The organism is Sphingorhabdus lacus (genome assembly GCF_009768975.1).
Classification (GTDB): domain Bacteria; phylum Pseudomonadota; class Alphaproteobacteria; order Sphingomonadales; family Sphingomonadaceae; genus Sphingorhabdus_B; species Sphingorhabdus_B lacus.
The window spans coordinates 407,185-427,826 of record NZ_CP035733.1 but is presented as its reverse complement, the minus strand read 5'-3'; the positions used below and the strand labels follow the sequence as shown (position 1 = coordinate 427,826).

At 56.7% G+C, this 20,642-nt stretch carries 11 protein-coding genes; 5 read left to right on the top strand and 6 right to left on the bottom strand.

Annotated features, from left to right (window positions below; all coding sequences use genetic code 11):
- Positions 1-121: 121 nt before the first annotated feature.
- Positions 122-301 carry a Flp family type IVb pilin gene (locus EUU25_RS01955; protein ID WP_158903012.1) on the top strand — a complete coding sequence of 60 codons (180 nt, stop codon included), beginning with the start codon at positions 122-124 and terminating at the stop codon, positions 299-301.
- 181 nt (positions 302-482) lie between these two features.
- Here EUU25_RS01955 and EUU25_RS01950 read toward each other — a convergent pair whose 3' ends face one another.
- Both EUU25_RS01950 and lepA read right to left on the bottom strand, forming a co-directional pair.
- Positions 483-2,468: a tetratricopeptide repeat protein gene (locus EUU25_RS01950; RefSeq protein WP_158897813.1), complete on the bottom strand. Its 1,986-nt coding sequence runs from the start codon at positions 2,466-2,468 to the stop codon at positions 483-485.
- 233 nt (positions 2,469-2,701) lie between these two features.
- A complete protein-coding gene (gene lepA / locus EUU25_RS01945) occupies positions 2,702-4,519 on the bottom strand; it encodes a translation elongation factor 4 (RefSeq protein ID WP_158897811.1) in 1,818 nt (605 codons plus the stop codon).
- Between the two features lie 54 nt (positions 4,520-4,573).
- Here lepA and EUU25_RS01940 point away from each other — a divergent pair, with 54 nt between their 5' ends.
- Positions 4,574-5,710, top strand: coding sequence for a glycoside hydrolase family 43 protein (locus tag EUU25_RS01940; protein ID WP_246162846.1), 1,137 nt, complete (start codon positions 4,574-4,576; stop codon positions 5,708-5,710).
- Between the two features lie 82 nt (positions 5,711-5,792).
- The gene (locus EUU25_RS01935; protein WP_222848840.1) at positions 5,793-6,701 is read left to right on the top strand and encodes an alpha/beta hydrolase; all 909 of its coding nucleotides are present in this window, start codon (positions 5,793-5,795) and stop codon (positions 6,699-6,701) included.
- Positions 6,702-6,731: 30 nt separating this feature from the next.
- Here EUU25_RS01935 and EUU25_RS01930 read toward each other — a convergent pair whose 3' ends face one another.
- The 4 genes from EUU25_RS01930 to EUU25_RS01915 form a co-directional block, all read right to left on the bottom strand.
- Positions 6,732-7,592 carry a hypothetical protein gene (locus tag EUU25_RS01930; RefSeq protein ID WP_158897807.1) on the bottom strand — a complete coding sequence of 287 codons (861 nt, stop codon included), beginning with the start codon at positions 7,590-7,592 and terminating at the stop codon, positions 6,732-6,734.
- A 395-nt stretch (positions 7,593-7,987) separates the two neighbouring features.
- Positions 7,988-8,356 (bottom strand): nuclear transport factor 2 family protein, encoded by a 369-nt coding sequence (locus EUU25_RS01925; RefSeq protein WP_158897805.1) that lies wholly within the window; start codon positions 8,354-8,356, stop codon positions 7,988-7,990.
- Between the two features lie 87 nt (positions 8,357-8,443).
- The gene (locus EUU25_RS01920) at positions 8,444-8,890 is read right to left on the bottom strand and encodes a hypothetical protein (protein ID WP_158897803.1); all 447 of its coding nucleotides are present in this window, start codon (positions 8,888-8,890) and stop codon (positions 8,444-8,446) included.
- A 234-nt stretch (positions 8,891-9,124) separates the two neighbouring features.
- Complete coding sequence (locus EUU25_RS01915; RefSeq protein WP_158897801.1) at positions 9,125-11,230, bottom strand: tetratricopeptide repeat protein; 2,106 nt, start codon at positions 11,228-11,230, stop codon at positions 9,125-9,127.
- Positions 11,231-12,015: 785 nt separating this feature from the next.
- Here EUU25_RS01915 and rpoB point away from each other — a divergent pair.
- Positions 12,016-16,179 carry a DNA-directed RNA polymerase subunit beta gene (rpoB, locus tag EUU25_RS01910; protein WP_158897799.1) on the top strand — a complete coding sequence of 1,388 codons (4,164 nt, stop codon included), beginning with the start codon at positions 12,016-12,018 and terminating at the stop codon, positions 16,177-16,179.
- An 81-nt stretch (positions 16,180-16,260) separates the two neighbouring features.
- Entirely contained in the window at positions 16,261-20,544 is a 4,284-nt protein-coding gene (rpoC, locus tag EUU25_RS01905) for a DNA-directed RNA polymerase subunit beta' (RefSeq protein ID WP_158897797.1), read from the top strand.
- Positions 20,545-20,642: the final 98 nt, after the last annotated feature.

Genomic DNA, 20,642 nt, shown 5'->3' with positions numbered 1-20,642 from the left:
GCCGCGCCACTTCCCGCCGTCCTTAAATATGGCCGCCGTTCCGACCGATAAAATGTTGATTTTAAATTAGCAAAGGAAACCGCTTATGCCCCGCATATCGCCCAAGAGCCAAGCCGAGGACATGTCCGCCGAGCACAAGCCCGCCGGAGGTGAACCCATCTGGAGGAACGAAGAAGGCGCAACGGCGATTGAATATGGCCTGATCGCCGCGCTGATCGCGCTGGCGTGCATTATTGCGTTTACGTCGCTGGGGCTGAATTTGGCGGGGATTTTTAATACGATTTCGGATGCTTTGAGGTAGGGGGATTGTCTTAAGTCAGTCTGCGCGCGCTATTGCGCTTTGCACAAATAGGAAGAATACCGTCCTTGCCACGACGCGCCGGAGGGACTTTTATCAGAAAGTTAAATACTGATCATAATGCAGCACTGAATTTAAAGGAACCGGGCGTGAGTCGACGAAGCGTGGTCGGACCGATGCCGCATCATCTGGGAGTATCGACGTTTACCTCAAGCCTGGGTTGTCTCGGCTTGGCATGGATCTGATAGAATCTCGGCTCGCGTGAATCAATTGCCTCTATCACCTCTCCACTTTGAAGTGTGCTGTCAAATAAAATGGCGAAGCGCTTGCTTTCTCTGTTTAGCGCTCCCGCAAGAATCGATGTAGCATTCGTCCCAACAGGTGTTCGCACGACATCGCCGAAAACTCGCCGTCCAGCGATTTCTCCTGTGAACGCAATCTCATATTCCTTGTGCTTTACCGTTGCTAACAATCCAGTGAGGGCATTCATTTTCTCTTGATATCGACCGCTAGCCTCAAATTTGCTGTCCTTGATAGCGACCGTCAGTTCGCAGTCTGGGCATATCCATTCAGCATTAAGCGTAATAATGTCTGGTTCTAAGATTGCTTGGCCAAGCTTTTCAAACGCCGCAATTTTTTTGGATGCCGAAGCGAGAATTTCATCTACCTCTTTCTTCTCTTTATCTGGAGTTTCCATCACACTCGAAAGAGCTTCGCTGACGTTTTTGTGAGGTTCCTCCGTATTCAAAGCGTTATCAAGTTGCTCTTTTGCTTCCTTCAAGAAACCCACGTTTAGATAGCGATAAGCAAGGTTACTCATCGCCAAAGTATTTCCTTCAGACGCGGCATGCCGAAAAGCATCAATTGATCGTGCGGGAATCGAAAAGTGCTGATATGCGACACCAATATTATTCCATGTTCCTTCTTTCCTTCGGGCATGGGGAATTGCCAAGTAATGGTGCAATGCCATATCATTGTTGGAAGCTTCGGAATGTGCGAACGCAAGAGAAAATCTGGTGTCGTCGTCATCTGGACGCAACCAAATCATTTGCTCCATTGCTTCAATGCGAAGCGTGTCATTTTTTTCAGCTTCTGCGAATCTACTGATCCCACGAGCAAGCAAGTATGCCAAATCGGGATCGTTCTTCACTAAACCCTTCACTTCATTGAAGTGCTGTAAAGCAAGTTGTGATTGGCCGCCTTTTGAACGCTGAATTGCAGCTTCAATCTTGTTTTCGACTTTATCGCTTAGGATTGTGCCGATACTTGATGCTTCTTCGAACAATTCCGCACTTTCTTTGTGCTTTGAGTATTTGCCCAAAGCCAATGCATACATCGTTTTTACTTTAATGTTTTCTGTATACTTTCCGTGCAATTCCCTGAGGGTTCGTAAATCTCCCTTTTCTGTCCACTGAAGTCGGCGCAGCTCGCACCTTGAATCCCACTCGGCCCGAGCTTCATCGGATACAGCTAGTTCAGAGGCATGGAATGCCTCGCTTATCGCTTCAGCCGCTTCCGTTTCTCCCCGAATGAGTTTCCAAAAGAAAGCTCGTTCAAAATCGTCAACTGTCCAACCACTTTTTGGAGCATCGTCTTCAGTATTGAGATCTGACTTATGCTCTGGTTCGTGCGCTACCCCAGACGCCGTGTCGATTGCGCCTTCCGTTTGCGAGCCAATTGGTGGACTGATTGCCCTGAGCATCTCCAAGATTTGACCAAAGGCTTTTTCTGGCGCTTGCCTTTCAAAGGAAATAAACTCTACGTTTCCCTGCAATCCACCTGGCCGTCTACATCCGTCTTCAAGAAGGATTATCAACGACATTTTTCGGCCAAACGCGAGGCCTATTTCTTGAATGATCCAGTCTGACGTTTTCCAGTTTAGCCTATCGTCGCGAATAATCGAAGAATTGGCTTTCAAAAAACTCTTTTTTATCGCTTCCGGTGGACTGACCAATTCCTTCTTAGTACAAATCGCTATGAAAGTATTGCAGTCTGCAACTAACTTTAACACCTTACTCGAAAGTTCCTCAGGCTCTGCCTGTTTGGCATTCGTCCAGTCAAAATTGGGCATTGCGACTTTGATTTGATCGAACATTTTCAGGAAGCGCGCGACAACCTGCTCATCATCGCTAGTAAAACTATGCCCTACGAATGCCTTAATGTTACCCATTTGCCTAAGCTAGCAGCGACGCATACCGAAGTATATCCCTTTGGAAATACCTAGATTACTAATCAATTCCCGCCGCTAGGCAAAATCGGGAGGGTTCGACGAATGCTCACTTATCCTGAAGGCAGCAATAAATGCTTCCTTCAGAATGCTCACATTCCCATATTGACCTCTGTTCGCCTATCGGCCCCCCGCATCCGCAATGATCCTTCGACAAGCTCGGGGACTATCGGAAGTTACTCCTCCCCCATCCTAAGCGCCGCAATAAACGCCTCCTGCGGGATGCTCACATTGCCATACTCCCGCATCCGGGCCTTGCCCTTCTTCTGCTTCTCCAGCAGCTTCTTCTTGCGCGATATGTCGCCGCCGTAGCATTTTGCCGTCACGTCCTTGCGCATGGCTGCGATGGTTTCGCGGGCGATGACTTTGCCGCCGATGGCTGCCTGGATGGGGATTTTGAACAGGTGGCGGGGGATCAGGTCTTTTAGGCGTTCGCACATGCCGCGGCCGCGGGCTTCGGCGGTGCCGCGGTGGACGATCATGCTGAGCGCGTCGACGGGGTCGCCGTTGACGAGGATGCTCATCTTCACAAGGTCCCCTGCCCGATGCCCGATCTGGTGGTAATCGAACGAGGCATAGCCGCGCGAAATGCTCTTCAACCGGTCGTAGAAATCGAACACCACTTCGTTGAGCGGCAGTTCATAGACCAGTTGCGCCCGGCCGCCGACATAGGTGAGCTGTTTCTGCACCCCGCGCCGGTCCTGACAGAGTTTCAGGATGGAGCCGAGATATTCGTCGGGACAATAGATGGTCGCCTCGATCCAGGGTTCCTGGATCTCGTCAATGCGGTTGACGTCGGGCATGTCGGCGGGGTTGTGCAGTTCCATGCTGCGCGCGTCGTCGGTTTTGGAGCGGCTGAGCTCGAGCTTGTAGACCACCGACGGCGCGGTGGTGATCAGGTCGAGGTCAAATTCGCGGGTCAGGCGCTCCTGAATGATCTCCAGATGGAGCAGCCCCAAAAATCCGCAGCGGAAGCCGAAGCCGAGCGCGGCGCTGCTTTCGGTCTCAAAGCTGAACGATGCGTCGTTGAGGCGCAGCTTGCTGATGCTTTCGCGCAGCTTTTCAAAGTCCGCCGCGTCGGTGGGGAACAGGCCGCAGAAGACGACCGGCTGCACTTCCTTGAACCCGGGCAGCGGTTCGGCGGCGGGGCGCTTGGCATCGGTGATGGTATCGCCGACGCGGGTCTGCGCGACTTCCTTGATCTGCGCGGTGATGATGCCGACTTCGCCCGCGGCGATTTCGGTCAGGATCTCAAGCTTTGGGCGCATACAGCCGACGCGGTCGACCAGATGCTTTGTGCCGGCGGCCATGAACTGGATTTCCTGGCCCTTTTTGATGACGCCGTCGATGACGCGGATCAGGATGACGACGCCGAGATAGGGGTCGTACCATGAATCGACCAGCATCGCCTTTAACGGCGCGCTGCGGTCGCCCTTGGGCGGCGGAATGCGCGTGACGACCGCCTCCAGCACCTCGTCAATGCCGATGCCGGACTTCGCGCTGGTCAGCACGGCGTTGTCGGCGGGAAGGCCGATGATTTCCTCAATCTCTGCCTTCACCTTGTCGACCTCTGCCGCGGGCAGGTCGATCTTGTTGATGACGGGCACGATTTCATGGTCATGCTCGATCGACTGGTACACGTTGGCGAGCGTCTGCGCCTCCACCCCTTGCGCCGCGTCGACGACCAGCAACGCGCCTTCGCACGCCGCCAGACTGCGCGATACTTCATAGGCGAAGTCGACATGGCCCGGCGTGTCCATCAGGTTCAGCTGATAGGTGATGCCGTCTTTTGCGGTGTAATCCAGCCGCACCGTCTGCGCCTTGATCGTGATGCCGCGCTCTTTCTCGATCTCCATATTGTCGAGCACCTGGCTCGTCATTTCGCGCGCGGTCAGGCCGCCCGTTTGCTGGATCAGCCGGTCGGCCAGCGTCGATTTGCCATGGTCGATATGCGCAATGATGGAAAAGTTACGGATGAGGGAGAGTTCAGTCATGGACGCGCCCCTAGCAGGGGGGCGGCAAGGCTTCAAGCCGGGGGAAATTCCTATATGGCGATGGCGGGGCGGTTTGTGTGCGCGCTGGCGGCCCGGTGGGGCTATCGCGGGGGTGAATCGAGCCGGATTGACGGCGCAATTTCAACGGCTATTCTGCCCCCTCCCCATTCAGGAACCGCCATGCCCTTTTCGTCCCTCCTCAAATTTCCCCCAATAATGTTAGCGCTATCATTGTTTGCGGTGAGCGCGGCGCATGGCGGGGCGGAGGCCGAAGGGTCCAACCCGATCCTGCGCGATACCTTCACCGCCGACCCTGCCCCGCTGGTCGTGGGCAACCGGCTCTACCTCTATGTCGGCCATGACGAGGCCCGGGGGAACGAGATGTTCACCATGCGCGAATGGCTCGTCTATTCGACCACCGACATGAAACGCTGGCGCAAGCATGGCGCGATCATGAATGTGAAGGATTTCACATGGGCGAAGGCCGACGCATGGGCCTCTCAGGTCATCCGCAAGAACGGGCGCTACTGGCTCTATGCCGCGGTCGAGCATGACGACAGCCGCCCGGGCAAGGCCATCGGCGTCGCGGTTTCGGACAGCCCGACCGGCCCCTTTGTCGACGCCCGCGGATCGGCGCTGATCGCCAATCAGGACACGCCCAAGGGCACGCATAGCTGGGAAGATATCGACCCCACCGTCCTGACCGACGACGACGGCACGACCTGGATCGCCTGGGGCAACCGGCAGGCCTATATCGCCCGGCTGAAGCCCAATATGACGGAGATTGACGGCCCCATAAAGGAAATCACCCCGCCCCATTTCGAAGAAGGCCCATGGCTGCACAAGCGCGGCAAGCTCTATTATCTGACCTACGCCTCGCTGGACCGCGCGACGCATAGCGATGAGCGCGTGTCCTACGCGACCGCAACCTCGCTCGATGGCCCGTGGACCTATCGCGGGGAGCTGACCGGGTCGGCGGTCAACAGCTTCACCATCCATCCCGGCATCGCGAAGTTCAGGGGCAAATGGTACATCTTCCTCCACAATGGCGCGCTGACCATTGGCGACCTGAAAGGCGCGCTCGGCCGCCGCTCGGTCACGGTCGAGCATCTCCGCTACAATTCCGACGGCACGCTGAAGCCCGTTGTGCAGACCACCGCCGGCGTGACGCAACCGCCGCCAAAGGACTGAACCCCAGCAGCATAGAACAAGACGAATAAGGAGAGAGATAATGCGAAAGATCGCCGCAAAGCACAGGACGCGCGCCAGCTCTATGGTCGCCGCCGTCCTTTTGGGACTGGGCACCGCCACCGCCACTCCCGCGCAGGTGCCGGACGAGAAAATGGTACCCATCGCTATCCCCGATCAGCCCACAGCCATCCTGCTCGGCACAGGCCCCCTGCCCGACGCCACCGCGCCCGAGGTCTGGCACCGCCAGTATCAGCGGGTCTTTGCGCGTAATGTGACCGTCGCCACGCTCACCCCGTTCCTGCCAAACCCGCAAAAAGCCACCGGCGCAGCGGTCATCGTCGCGCCCGGCGGCGGGTTCCGCACGCTGTCGATGGAGAATGAAGGCTGGGACGTCGCCCGCGCGCTGGCCGACAAGGGCGTCGCCGCCTTTGTCCTGAAATACCGTCTGGTGCAGACCCCGGCGGATATGCCCGGCTTTGAACGGTCCATGACCGAAATGTTCTCCGCCACTGCGCAGCCACGCACCCGGCCCACCAGCGACAATGCGAAGGCCATGCTCGCCCCGCAACTCGCCGACGCGCGCGCCGCTTTTGCCCTGATCCGCCGCCGCGCGCCCGAATGGAAGGTCGATCCCGATCGCATCGGCATGCTCGGCTTTTCCGCAGGCGCGATGCTGACCATGGCGACGGCCCTGCATGGTGAGGATGCCAGACCTGCCTTTATCGGCAATATCTACGGCCCCATTGATGCGATGCCGACGCCTGCGCAGAGCACCCCACTGTTCGTCGCGCTCGCCGCCGATGATCCCTTTTTCGCAAATTCGGGACAGGGCCTGATCGACGCATGGCGCAAGGCGAAACAGCCCGTCGAATTCCATCTCTATGAACAGGGTGGCCACGGGTTCGGAATGTACCAGAAGACAACCACCAGCACAGGCTGGTTCGGCGACTATGTCCGCTGGCTGCAGATGCGGGGATTTGCGGGGACGTAAGGCCAGGCGCACCCGCCGCCCCCTACTGCCTTATCCGCTTGCCGCCGGGATGCGCTGCAGCTGCGTGGCATGCGCCCGGGCACGCGCCGCGTCCTCGTCCCGCCTCTTGCGGAGAAGGTCCCAGTCCTTGGGACCATTCAAAAGCTCCCACGCCGCCATCTTGGCGGGATCGTCGAGATAGGAGGCGAGCGTGATATGCTCTTCACGTTCGGCCATCACTTCGCATTTGCGGATGATATCCTCCTTCACCGCCTCGACATCGACGGGCTTGTTCCATTTGGCCCGCTTTTCCTGCCACTCCTGCTTCCATTCCTTTTTCCATTCACGTTTCAGCCGCTTCATCCGCGCCGCGCCCGCCGCGCCGCCATATACCGCGTGCATCAGGCCGCCGGAGACCGCATATTTCCGGGGATTGTGATGCGCGACCAGCCACATCATCAACCGGTGGTCAAAACGCCGCCGCTCCCCCACCAGATGGCCATTATGGTAGACATATTCGGGCGTGCCGTTGATCGCATGGTCGACCAGAAGATCGATCACCCGCCCCACCCCGAAATCCAGCGCCCGCGCCCACGCCTTGGCAAAGCTGCCCCCTTCAGGCCGGTTCCGCAGATAGTAGAACGCCGCCTTCGTATTCCCCGTCGCCTTCGCCGCCAGCGAAACACGACCGGTTTCGGCGAGCACGCGGATAAAGACCCGCTGCTTCATAGCCGTAATCTGCCCCCGCCCCCCGCGCAGCAGCACCGGTTCAAATTCCAGCTTGTCCGGAAGTGTGATGTCCGCAGCATCGCCGGACCATTCCTCGCCCTTGGGCAAGGCGGGGAGGATTTCGATTTCGAGATCGGGGGTGGAGGTGCTTGGGGCGGGGGTTGTTTTGGATTGGTTCGTCATTTGACGATTTATAACCGATATGGTTATATGTAGGAAAGCTGTTTTTGGACGCCGTTCATTGCATTGTGGGTCGCGGCTCTTCCTCCGCAGTTAATGCATTTTATGCCAAAGTTGCACTTCGTGAAGGTCATTAACGAGCGGTAGCTAGCAATGTCGGAAAATAGTTGCCTGAATGTCTGGAACTTTTGTGTGATGCGGACAGGCAGGTTTTGGATGTTAAAACGCGGAAAAGTGCCCCGCGTTCATTTATCCCTATTTTACCTCAGGGTAGGACGCTGCCGATTGTCAGACATTGAAAGCCATTGGCGGAAAGTGGGGTAAGCGGCGCTGGAGGAAAAAGTTAGTCGCGTTAAAGTTAGCGGTTAGCAAATGCCCCGGCGAGCGCAACGACCCCTTCAACCATAGAAAAATCGTTCCTCTATGATGTGCCCGTCGCGGACCGTGAAAATGGCGATTTCGGCGAAGGGTTGCGTCCTTCCAGTCGCTAGGTCGGTGATCAACATGTCGAGGAACAGTGCAAACTGGTCGCCGGTAACAAAAGGGCCATCGATGCCCAAATCATCTATTTCTTTATTCGCAAACCGCGCTCTTGCCTTAAGGCGCGCTGCTTCCCTGCCGGAGACAAGTGCTGGAATGTCTTGGGATATATCCGCAGGCTCCGCGCTCCTCACATCTGTCGCCCAGAATTTCTCGCCTGCTGCCTCGAACTGGCCGAGCCGGAGCATAGCGGTGAAATCACGGGCAACAGCGTCGATGGCAGCCACAGGAGCCTCCACATCGATTTAGGAAATGGGATTGGGCGGGGGCAAGCTGGGGAGGTTGCCACCCGCCATATTCGCAAAGCAGGTCGCTTACTTCACAACCCATTCTTGATATTCGGTCGAACCCATCGACGTGCGGATTTTTTCGCGATCGAGGTTTGCGGCAGCATTCTTTATTCTGTCCGTCTTCATGGCTTCATTAAAGCGCTTGCTGGCGGCTTCGCGCTCGGCCGCACTTGCATAATCCTTATATTCGATCAGCAAAATGATATCGGGTTCGCCGTTACGCGCGTGGTTGGTGCTCAATATCCGGTAGCTAAGGATGTAGCCTTGGGCCTTGCCCCACTCCATTTCCTTTTTCCATTGGGTGGCCAGATAATCGGTATAGGCCGGGTTTTGTCCAGGCAGCACGTCAATCCGGCTGGCAACCCAGACGCTTCCGCGCTTCAATGGCGATTCCTGTGCGGCGGCAGGTACAGCCATGGTGGCGGCGACCAACAGAGCTGCTCCGGCGTAAAAGCTTTTCATCATCTTCATATTTCATGCTCCTCAGATTGAACCCCATTGGAATGCTGGGGCGTGTCAAAACCAAAAGTGCCGCGACGCCTGGCGCCAAAGGCACAGCTCTCCTCTTGGCAAAACCGGCTTTTCCGGTTCGTCCAAAATCCACTGAAATATCTGCAATCTCCGGGTGCTATCTTGCGATGACGTAGCGTAATCCGTCAATCCAGCGGATCGTCAATAAAGCGTCAGTAAAGCGTCAATACGTCACTAAACGCGGTTGCTGGGCGGGGGCAGTAAATCCGGCCAGCCATATTTGGCCCAAGCATCGGCCATGCCGATACGCTGGGCAAAGGGGATGAAATCGGGGTGCTGCCAGATTTGGCGGATAGGATCGAAGTCCATCCACAGCATGGCCAGCCACACCATATTGGCCGGTGTCAGGCGAAGCCCAAGGCCATTGAACACCAATTCTACATGGCCGGTCATAATGGCAGGTGCGATGATCGCCATATCCGCTTTGTCATGCAGCGTGACGAACATCATATTCAAAAGCTGGTGATAGGTCAGGCGATCGGCTTCCTGTCCGCTGCACACGCCCTTTGCCGCAACCAGCCAATACGCATCCATCGCTTCGTCCGTCATTGGGCCGCTGCCGACCGGAGGCAGGATGATGGTGTTGACCAATTTTTTGGTCAGCTGATACTGTTCGACCGCCAAGTCATGTCGGCCGGTTGCTGCCATCGCCAGCCCCAACTGAACCGACGGCCAGCCTAGATCAACCGAGCGCTGCCCGACCTGCACAGCCGCTTCAAACTCGCCGCGATGCAAATGCACCGCGATCAGCAGGGCAAATTTGCGCGTGTCGACCGGGTCTTGTTCAATTGCGGCCATAATATAGGGTGCGGCATCGCTGGTGCGCCCGAGGAAAAGAAGGAACGAGCCGACGCGCATTGCGACCCCGGGATGGGTCGGCTCGCGGCGATAGGCTTCGAACACCAGATCCATGGCCCCGACAATGTTGTTTCGCGTCCATTCATAGATGGCAAGAAGCGCATGCGGATAGCCAAGCTGGGGGGCAAGGACGATTGCCTTGTGGGCGCACTCGGCCATGCAGAGCGCCTCTGCATTGCGGTCAAGGCATTGGGTCCAGACCGAAATATTGTGATGTACCTCAGCCAGTTCGACCCATGCTTCGGCAAATTGCGGATCAATCGCGACTGCCTGCTGCAGCAGTTCGACTGCCTTCTCGAGCACGCCATCGCCGAACAATCGGGCATTGAGCGCGCGACCCTGCAAATAGAGATCAAAGGCCTTTTTGCTACCGGTCATGGTGCGCACCAGCGGCGCAGCCATATCGAGATTCAGCGCGTCGGCGAGCGCCCGCGTCACGGCCTGCGCGACATCCTCCTGCAATCGGAAGATCGAATCGAGGCTGCCGTCAAACCGCTGCCCCCAAAGTTCAAAGCCTGTGTCACCTGCAATCAGATGCACATGGATGCGCACCTGCTCGCCCTGCCGCTGCACCGATCCCTCGATCAGATGGGTGACCCCCAATTCCCTGGCGATCTGTGTGGGCATCAAGGGGCTATCGCGGAAATGGAAGGACGATATCCTGCCCGCGACGAGCAATTGGGGTACCTGACCCAGCGTCGTGATCAACTCATCGACCATCCCGTCGGTGAAATAATCCGGCCCATCGCCACTGCCCAAAGACTTGAAAGGCAAAACGGCAATCCGCGTCTTGCTGTCAGTCGGTGTCGGCATGGCAGCGGGCGCAACAGACGGCTGCCGCACCGCCCAGGCGCCCAGCAGGCGTTTGCGCAGCGCCGTATCTCCAATGTCATCCAGCGCCCGCTCGACCAAAGCCTGCAGCCGCAGCGAAACTTGTTTCCGCCGCGCCTCCAGCCAATCGGCAAAAGCATCGCCAACATTCAGATCGTCGAGCAGCCGCCTTGCGCCAATCGTTTCCAGCAGCTTGATCGCCTCTTCATAGCGCCCCGCCATCAGCGCCGCTTCGAGATCGGCCAGATCCGTTCGGAAACGCATATTGGTGAGCGTAACCCGCTCGCGCGAGACCGACAGCAGCGGCTGCTCCAAAGGCTCCAGCGCCTTGGCCAGTTCGAGCAGGCATTGCCGCAAACTCGCTTTCGCCTGCGCCTCAAACCGCCCGGGCCAAAGCAGCCGGGTAAGCTGTTCGCGCGCGACGGGCTGGTCGGGCTCCAGGCACAGCATCGCCAAAACGGCGCGGGCCCTGCGATTGGATAGAGTGATATGCGCTCCGCCCTGATCGGCCAGCACGAAGGGGCCAAAGAGCGACGCACGCGCAATTAACGTCGCCCGTTCCTCCACCTGACCGTCAGCATTTGTTGCCATCGATGCTCCCCAACTGCCAGACTAGAGCAGATCGGCCCGCCATGCCATGAAATTTACATGTTATTGCATTTGCGCCGCCAGCAGCTTCTTCTTGCAGCTGAACAAACGGCGGGATTGGAGGATCGATATTGAGGCCGCTAGCAGCAGAAATGTTGTCGTGTCCGGACAGTCCGGTTTTATCGAATATTGTCGGAAAGATGCTCTGACTTCAACCTATGGGTCGGGTGTCTCGGCGTTGTTGGCGGTCTCTGCGTTGGGGACTGTCCCCGACACCTGCCCCTGTCCCCGATCCGTTCGTGTCGAGCGTAGTCGAGACATTTATCGGTTGGGCGCTGCCTCTCGGCATCTCGACTTCGCTCGATGCGAACGGTGTTGGGGGATGGTGCTTTATGCGTCTTATTTGCGATCGGGGTTGGGAAATAACGCGTTCTACATCATCCGTTCGTGTCGAGCGTAGTCGAGACACCTATCGGTTGTGCGTGAACTCACGGCATCTCGACTTCGCTCGATGCGAACGGGAATTCAGGACCGACACCCTCCCTCAATAAGCTCCGGACGCCCTTGACCCCCACCCCCTCGCCCTCTATATGAAATCCAACATCCAAACCGTCGGGAACAGGTGCGTCATCGCGTGGGCGTAGCTAAGGCATTGGCGGAACAGGATTTTCACATCGCGAAACGGCTGCACGGCAGGACCCGAATCCGGGGCTATCGCCATGCGGCCTTTTCTCGTCTTGTGGAGCCCCCTACGCGCCTGACATTTTGAAACTGAGGCAAATCACCTTATGGCATCTCGTACCGCTCCTGCGACACTATCGCGTCAAAAGCGTATCCGTAAAATTTTCGGTGACATCCACGAAGTCATCGACATGCCCAACCTGATCGAAGTCCAGCGCGAAAGCTATGAACAGTTTTTGCGTTCCGACCCGTCGATCGGTTATGTATCGGGCCTCGAAAAGACGCTGCGCAGCGTGTTTCCGATCAAGGATTTCGCCGGCACTTCGGAACTGGACTTTGTCCATTACGAACTGGAAGAGCCGAAATATGACGTCGAAGAGTGCCGCCAGCGCGGGATCACCTATGCGGCGCAGATGAAGGTGACATTGCGCCTGATCGTGTTCGAGGTTGACCCCGACACCGAAGCGCGCTCGGTCCTCGATATCAAGGAGCAGGACGTTTACATGGGCGACATGCCGTTGATGACGCACAACGGCACCTTCTTCATCAACGGGACAGAGCGCGTTATCGTATCGCAGATGCACCGTTCGCCGGGCGTCTTGTTCGACCATGACCGTGGCAAGACCCACTCATCCGGCAAATATCTGTTTGCCGCGCGCGTCATTCCCTATCGTGGTTCGTGGCTCGACTTCGAATTTGATGCCAAGGACATCGTCAACGTGCGTATCGACCGCAAGCGCAAGCTGCCGGTGACCACGCTGCTCTATTCGCTCGGCCTGAACGACGAAGAGATCCTCAACCATTTCTATGACCGCGTGACCTTTGAACGTGGCAAGGGCGGATGGAAGATTCCGTTCAACGCCGAACAATGGCGCGCGTCGAAGCCGATGTTCGACATTGTCGATGCGAAATCGGGCGAAGTCATTTTCCCGGCTGGCCAGAAAGTCACCCCGCGCGCTGCCAACAAGGCGGTGAAGGACGGGCTTGATACGCTGCTGATCCCGACCGAGGAAATTTTTGGCCGCTATTCGGCTTTTGACCTGATCGACGAGAAGACAGGCCGCATCTATGTCGAGGCGGGCGATGAAATCACCGCCGAGAACCTCGAAATGCTGGACAAGGCGGGCATTGATGCGATCGAACTGCTCGACATCGACCATGTCATCACCGGCGCCTGGATGCGCAACACGCTGAAGGCCGACAAGGCCGAGAACCGCGACATGGGCCTCGATGCGATCTACCGCGTCATGCGCCCGGGCGAGCCGCCCACGCGCGAAACGGCAGAGGCGCTGTTTGCCGGTCTCTTCTTTGATGCGGACCGTTATGACCTGTCGGCTGTGGGCCGCGTCAAGCTGAACATGCGTTTGGGCCTTGATGCCGAAGATACGCTGACCACGCTGCGCACCGAAGATATTCTTGCGGTGGTCAAGGAGCTGGTCAACCTGAAGGATGGCAAGGGCGAAATCGACGATATCGATAACCTCGGCAACCGTCGTGTGCGTTCGGTCGGCGAGCTGCTCGAAAACCAGTATCGCGTTGGCCTTCTGCGGATGGAGCGTGCCGTCAAGGAACGCATGTCAAGCGTTGACGTCTCCACTGTGATGCCGAATGACCTGATTAACGCCAAGCCGGCGGTGGCTGCGGTGCGCGAATTCTTTGGTTCGTCGCAATTGTCGCAGTTCATGGACCAGACCAATCCGCTGTCCGAAGTGACGCACAAGCGCCGCGTTTCGGCCCTTGGACCAGGCGGTCTGACCCGCGAACGCGCCGGCTTCGAAGTCCGCGACGTCCATCCCACCCATTATGGACGCATCTGCCCGATTGAAACGCCGGAAGGCCCGAACATCGGTCTGATCAACAGCTTGGCAAGCTTCAGCCGGGTTAACAAATACGGCTTCATCGAAACCCCCTACCGCAAAGTTATCGACGGCAAGGTAACCGATGAAGTGGTCTATCTGTCGGCAATGGAAGAGCAGAAGAACACAATCGCCCAGGCCAACGCTGAGCTGAACGACGACGGCAGCTTCGCCGAAGAACTCATCTCGGCCCGCGAAGCCGGCGAATTCCTGATGGCCCCCCGCGACCAGATCACCCTGATGGACGTCAGCCCCAAGCAGCTGGTTTCGGTTGCTGCGTCGCTGATCCCCTTCCTGGAAAACGATGACGCCAACCGCGCTCTGATGGGATCAAACATGCAACGCCAGGCTGTGCCTCTGCTCCGCGCAGAAGCCCCGTTTGTCGGCACCGGCATGGAAGAAACTGTGGCCCGTGACTCCGGCGCTGCCATCGGCGCACGCCGCACCGGCATCGTCGACCAGGTGGACGCAACCCGCATCGTCGTCCGAGTAACCGGCGAAGTAGAACCCGGCCAATCCGGTGTGGACATCTACACCCTGCAAAAGTTCCAGCGTTCGAACCAGAACACCTGCATCAACCAGAAGCCATTGGTGAAGGTGGGTGACGTGATCGAAGCCGGTGATATCATCGCCGACGGTCCTTCGACCGAATTGGGTGAACTGGCACTGGGCAAGAACAGCCTCGTCGCGTTCATGCCCTGGAACGGCTACAATTACGAAGACTCGATCCTCATTTCGGAACGTATCGTTAAGGACGACGTGTTCACGTCGATCCATATTGAAGAATTCGAAGTGATGGCCCGCGACACCAAGCTTGGACCGGAAGATATTACCCGCGACATTCCAAATGTCGGTGAAGAAGCATTGCGCAGCCTTGATGAGGCAGGCATTGTTTACATCGGCGCCGAAGTCCATCCGGGCGACATCCTCGTTGGCAAGATCACGCCGAAGGGCGAAAGCCCGATGACACCGGAAGAAAAGCTACTGCGCGCTATCTTTGGCGAAAAGGCCAGCGACGTTCGTGACACCTCACTGAAACTGCCGCCCGGCGTTGCCGGTACGGTTGTTGAAGTGCGCGTGTTCAACCGTCATGGTATCGACAAGGACGAGCGTGCGATGGCCATCGAACGCGAAGAGATCGAGCGCCTTGCCAAGGACCGCGAAGACGAACGTTCGATTTTGAACCGTGCAACCTACAACCGCTTGAAAGACATGCTCATCGGACAAACCGCTGCGGCGGCACCGAAGGGCCTGAAAAAGGGCGACAAAATCACGGAAGAAAATCTCGCCGAAGTCGAGCGTCACGAATGGTGGAAAATCTCCGTAGCGGACGACAAGGTTCAAGGTGACTTGGAAGCGGTCAAGGTTCAGTATGACGACGCCGTCAAGCTGATCGTTGAAAAGTTCGAAGACCGTCGTGAAAAGCTTGAGCGTGGTGATGAACTCGCTCCTGGCGTTCTGAAGATGGTCAAGGTCTTCGTCGCGGTGAAGCGCAAACTGCAGCCAGGCGACAAGATGGCCGGACGTCACGGGAACAAGGGTGTTATCTCGCGGATTTTGCCGCAAGAAGACATGCCGTTCCTCGCGGACGGTACGCCTGTCGACATCGTGCTGAACCCACTGGGTGTTCCATCGCGTATGAATGTCGGACAAATCTTCGAAACGCACTTGGGTTGGGCCGCACGCGGTCTCGGCATGCAAATTAAGGATGCTCTCGAAGAGTGGCGTCACGCAAACCCGAACCCCGAAGCGGCAGCCCCGCCTGAAGCGGTTCGTGAGCGTCTGGTTCATGCTTATGGCGAAGATTATGCCAAGGAGATCACGGGCCGTAGTGATGCTGACATCCTCGAACTCGCTGGCAACGTCATCACCGGTGTGCCGATGGGCACCCCTGTGTTCGACGGCGCGCGCGAAGCGGATGTGACGACCATGCTGCAACTCGCTGGTCTGGATGGTTCGGGTCAATCCGACCTCTTTGACGGGCGTACAGGTGACAAATTCGACCGCAAGGTGACCGTGGGCATCATCTATATGCTCAAGCTGCACCACTTGGTTGACGACAAGATCCACGCACGCTCCATCGGACCTTACAGCCTTGTTACCCAGCAACCGCTGGGCGGTAAGGCCCAGTTCGGCGGCCAGCGCTTCGGGGAAATGGAGGTCTGGGCACTTCAAGCCTATGGTGCCGCCTACACCCTGCAGGAAATGCTGACGGTCAAGTCGGATGACGTGATTGGTCGTACCAAGGTTTACGAAGCCATCGTCAAGGGTGACGACACCTTCGAAGCCGGTATTCCCGAAAGCTTCAACGTTCTGGTCAAGGAAATGCGTTCGCTGGGTCTGAATGTAGACCTGAAGGCGTTCGACGCACTTGTAGACGAAGACGGCAACGATCTTGCGGAGGCTGCGGAATAAGCAGTGCCGGGCGGACGGAACTCCGCCCCCTGCCACCCTGCCCCACGGATTTCATGGGCTTAGCCCAATGAGGAAATGAAGATGAACGAACTATCCAAATTCAACAATCCGATCGCCAAGGTCGAAACCTTTGACCAGATCCAGATCGGGATCGCGTCGCCGGAAAAAATTCGCAGTTGGTCCTTTGGCGAAATCAAAAAGCCGGAAACCATCAACTACCGTACGTTCAAGCCTGAGCGTGATGGCCTTTTCTGCGCCCGTATCTTTGGTCCTGTGAAGGACTATGAATGCTTGTGCGGCAAGTATAAGCGCATGAAATATAAAGGCGTTGTGTGCGAAAAGTGCGGCGTTGAAGTTACCGTAACAAAAGTACGTCGTGAGCGTATGGGCCATATCGAGCTCGCTGCGCCCGTCGCACATATCTGGTTCCTGAAATCGCTGCCTTCGCGCATTGGCCTTCTGCTCGACATGCAGTTGAAGCAGCTTGAGCGCGTTCTGTATTTCGAAAACTATATCGTCACAGAACCCGGCCTGACCGCGCTGGAAAAATTCCAACTGCTCAGCGAAGACGAATTGCTGGATGCCCAGGACGAATACGGTGAAGACGCCTTCACCGCGTCGATTGGTGCCGAAGCCGTCAAGACCATGCTGATGGACCTTGATCTGGAGCAAGAGCGCACCGATTTGCTCGACGAGCTTGCAACGACAAAGTCCGAACTGAAGCCGAAGAAGATCATCAAGCGGCTGAAGGTCGTCGAAAGCTTCATCGATTCTGGCAACAAGCCTGAATGGATGATTCTCGACGTCATTCCCGTCATTCCGCCAGAACTGCGCCCGTTGGTGCCACTGGATGGCGGCCGGTTTGCAACGTCCGACCTTAACGATCTTTATCGCCGCGTTATCAACCGTAACAACCGTTTGAAGCGTCTGATCGAGCTGCGTGCGCCGGACATCATCGTCCGCAACGAAAAGCGTATGCTGCAAGAGGCCGTCGATGCCCTGTTCGATAACGGTCGTCGTGGCCGCACCATTACGGGTGCCAACAAGCGTCCACTGAAGTCCTTGTCCGACATGCTCAAGGGCAAGCAAGGCCGCTTCCGTCAGAACCTTCTGGGTAAGCGCGTCGATTATTCGGGTCGTTCGGTTATCGTGACCGGCCCTGAACTGAAACTGCACCAATGCGGCTTGCCGAAGAAAATGGCGTTGGAGCTGTTCAAGCCGTTCATCTACTCGCGTCTCGATGCGAAGGGTCTGTCGATGACCCTGAAGCAAGCCAAGAAGTGGGTCGAAAAAGAGCGCAAGGAAGTTTGGGACATTCTGGATGAAGTCATCCGCGAACATCCCGTTCTGTTGAACCGCGCCCCTACCCTTCACCGCTTGGGCATCCAGGCGTTTGAGCCTGTTCTGATCGAAGGTAAGGCCATCCAGCTTCACCCGCTCGTTTGCTCAGCCTTTAACGCCGACTTTGACGGTGACCAGATGGCTGTCCACGTTCCGCTGAGCCTTGAGGCGCAGTTGGAAGCACGCGTTCTGATGATGTCCACCAACAACATCCTGTCGCCTGCAAACGGTAAGCCGATCATCGTGCCGTCGCAGGACATGGTGCTTGGTCTTTACTATCTGTCGATGGACCGTCGCGGCGAACCTGGCGAAGGGATGATGCTGTCGGATATGGCCGAAGTGCATCAGGCTCTTGAAGTTGGTGCTGTTACGCTGCACTCCAAGATCATCGCCCGCGTCCCGCAGACCGGCGAAGATGGCGTTGAGCGCATGGTTCGTTTCGACACGACCCCTGGCCGTATGCTTCTTGCCGAGACCCTGCCGAAGAGCCATCGCGTGCCCTTCGAAACGGTCAACCGTCTTCTCACCAAGAAGGAAATCGGCGACGTTATTGACCAAGTCTATCGTCATACAGGTCAGAAAGACACGGTCCTGTTCGCCGACGCGATCATGTCGCTTGGTTTCAAATATGCGTTCAAGGCCGGCATTTCGTTCGGCAAGGACGATATGATCATTCCGGAAGAAAAGACCGAGATGGTTGCCGAAACAAAGGCTATTGTTGCCGATTTCGAGCAGCAGTATCAGGATGGCCTGATCACGCAGCAGGAAAAATACAATAAAGTCATCGACGCATGGTCGACATGTGGTGACAAGGTGGCAAACGCCATGATGGACAAGCTGAAGGCATCTCCTTTGGATGAACATGGCCGTGAACTGCCCGTCAACTCGGTCTATATGATGAGCCACTCCGGTGCGCGTGGTTCGCCAGCGCAGATGAAGCAGCTTGCCGGTATGCGTGGTCTGATGGCCAAGCCGTCGGGTGAAATCATCGAAACGCCGATCATTTCGAACTTTAAGGAAGGTCTGACCGTTCTCGAGTATTTCAACTCGACCCACGGTGCCCGTAAGGGTCTGGCCGATACCGCGCTCAAGACGGCAAACTCAGGTTATTTGACCCGTCGTCTCGTTGACGTATCGCAAGACTGCACGATTGTCGAAGTTGATTGCGGAACAGAACGCGCACTTGAAATGCGTTCAATTGTCCAAGGTGGCTCTACAATTGCTTCGCTTGGTGAGCGCGTCCTTGGCCGGACCACTGCCGAAGACATCATGGGTCTGGATGGCAAGGTTCTGATCCCTGCAGGCACGTTGCTGGACGAACCAATGGTTGCCGCCATGGAAGAGACCGGCCTACAGGCTCTCAAAATTCGTAGCCCACTGGTCTGCGAGTCCAAGGTTGGGGTTTGCGGTACTTGCTACGGCCGCGATCTTGCACGCGGTACGCCTGTGAACATCGGTGAAGCTGTCGGCGTTATTGCTGCCCAGTCCATCGGTGAACCCGGCACCCAGTTGACAATGCGTACCTTCCACATCGGTGGTGCTGCACAGTTGAACGAACAATCGAACCTTGATGCAACCGCATCGGGTAAGGTCATGTATCGCGATCTGCCTAGCATTGTCGACAAGCGCAAGAAGCGCTTGGCAATGGCACGTAACGGCGAACTGGTTATCGTCGACAAGGATGGCCGTGAAATGGAAATCCACCGTCTGCCTTACGGTGCGACGCTGGCATTCCCCGATGGCGCCGAAGTCAATGTCGGTGACCGTCTGGCAGAATGGGATCCATTCACCATGCCGATCATCACCGAAAAATCGGGTATTGTGAAATATCAAGACCTGATCGACGGCAAGACGCTTACCGAGCAAACGGACGAAGCGACCGGCATCGCCCAGCGTGTCGTTACCGAAGATCGTGCTGGAAGCCGCAGCAAGAAGGAAGACCTGCGTCCTCGCCTGACCCTTCTGGATGACCAGAGCGGTGAAGCAGCACGTTATCTTCTGGGTGTCGGCACAATGCTTTCAGTCGAAGATGGTGCCGAGGTTCAGGCAGGCGACGTTCTCGCTCGTGTGACGCGCGAATCTGCTAAAACCCGGGATATTACCGGTGGTCTGCCTCGCGTTGCCGAACTGTTCGAAGCTCGTAAGCCTAAGGATTGCGCGGTTATCGCAAAGATATCGGGACGCGTCGAATTTGTCCGTGACTATAAGGCAAAGCGTAAAATCGCGATTGTTCCGGAAGAAGGCGATCGGATTGAGTATCTCATTCCGAAGTCGAAGGTTCTCGACGTGCAAGAAGGCGACTTTGTCCGTAAGGGCGATAACCTGATTGCCGGTTCGCCTGATCCGCACGACATTCTGGAAGTTATGGGCGTTGAAGCGCTGGCTGAATATCTGGTTGCTGAAATTCAGGAAGTGTACCGTCTGCAGGGCGTGAAGATTAACGACAAGCACATCGAAACGATTGTTCGCCAGATGCTGCAGAAAGTTGAAATCACCTTTGGTGGCGACACGACCTTGCTTCCCGGCGAGCAGGTCGACCGTGAAGAAATGGATGCGATCAACGCAAAGCTCTCCAAGGGTCAGGCTCCGGCGACAGGCAACCCTGTTTTGTTGGGCATTACCAAAGCGTCGCTTCAGACACGTTCGTTCATCTCGGCGGCATCCTTCCAGGAAACCACACGCGTGCTCACACAGGCGGCGGTCGAAGGTAAGAAGGACGTTTTGACCGGATTGAAAGAAAACGTGATCGTCGGGCGTCTGATCCCGGCCGGTACGGGTTCAGCCATGAACCGTATGCGCGTCACTGCAACCAGTCGCGACGCCGCACTTCGCGCCAGCTACCGCGCGCTTCAGGAGAGCCTGATTGCGCCGGAAACTGCTGCTGAAGAGCATGCAGCCGAACTGGCACAGGGTCCTGAAGCCGCGATTGGCAACGATGTTCTGGCGAAGGTCATTGCAGATGACCTAACAACAGAAGACGCGGCAATTGATGACGTTATCGAAATTGGCGACGAAGAAGAGTAATCTTCTTCACCGCCTACAAGCATTAGCCCCGCCGGAAGCGATTCTGGCGGGGCTTTTCTTTTTGAAGCTTCAATGATCTAGCTAGCTTATGGTTCAGC

Excerpts from the sequence above, each read along its gene's own strand:
- EUU25_RS01935 (WP_222848840.1), top strand. The coding sequence starts at position 5,793 with ATGGTCGCCGCCGTCCTTTTGGGACTGGGCACCGCCACCGCCACTCCC.
- EUU25_RS01950 (WP_158897813.1), bottom strand. The coding sequence starts at position 2,468 with ATGGGTAACATTAAGGCATTCGTAGGGCATAGTTTTACTAGCGATGAT.
- rpoC (WP_158897797.1), top strand. The coding sequence starts at position 16,261 with ATGAACGAACTATCCAAATTCAACAATCCGATCGCCAAGGTCGAAACC.
- EUU25_RS01920 (WP_158897803.1), bottom strand. The coding sequence starts at position 8,890 with ATGAAGATGATGAAAAGCTTTTACGCCGGAGCAGCTCTGTTGGTCGCC.
- EUU25_RS01930 (WP_158897807.1), bottom strand. The coding sequence starts at position 7,592 with ATGACGAACCAATCCAAAACAACCCCCGCCCCAAGCACCTCCACCCCC.
- rpoB (WP_158897799.1), top strand. The coding sequence starts at position 12,016 with ATGGCATCTCGTACCGCTCCTGCGACACTATCGCGTCAAAAGCGTATC.
- EUU25_RS01940 (WP_246162846.1), top strand. The coding sequence starts at position 4,574 with ATGGCGATGGCGGGGCGGTTTGTGTGCGCGCTGGCGGCCCGGTGGGGC.
- lepA (WP_158897811.1), bottom strand. The coding sequence starts at position 4,519 with ATGACTGAACTCTCCCTCATCCGTAACTTTTCCATCATTGCGCATATC.
- EUU25_RS01915 (WP_158897801.1), bottom strand. The coding sequence starts at position 11,230 with ATGGCAACAAATGCTGACGGTCAGGTGGAGGAACGGGCGACGTTAATT.
- EUU25_RS01955 (WP_158903012.1), top strand. The coding sequence starts at position 122 with ATGTCCGCCGAGCACAAGCCCGCCGGAGGTGAACCCATCTGGAGGAAC.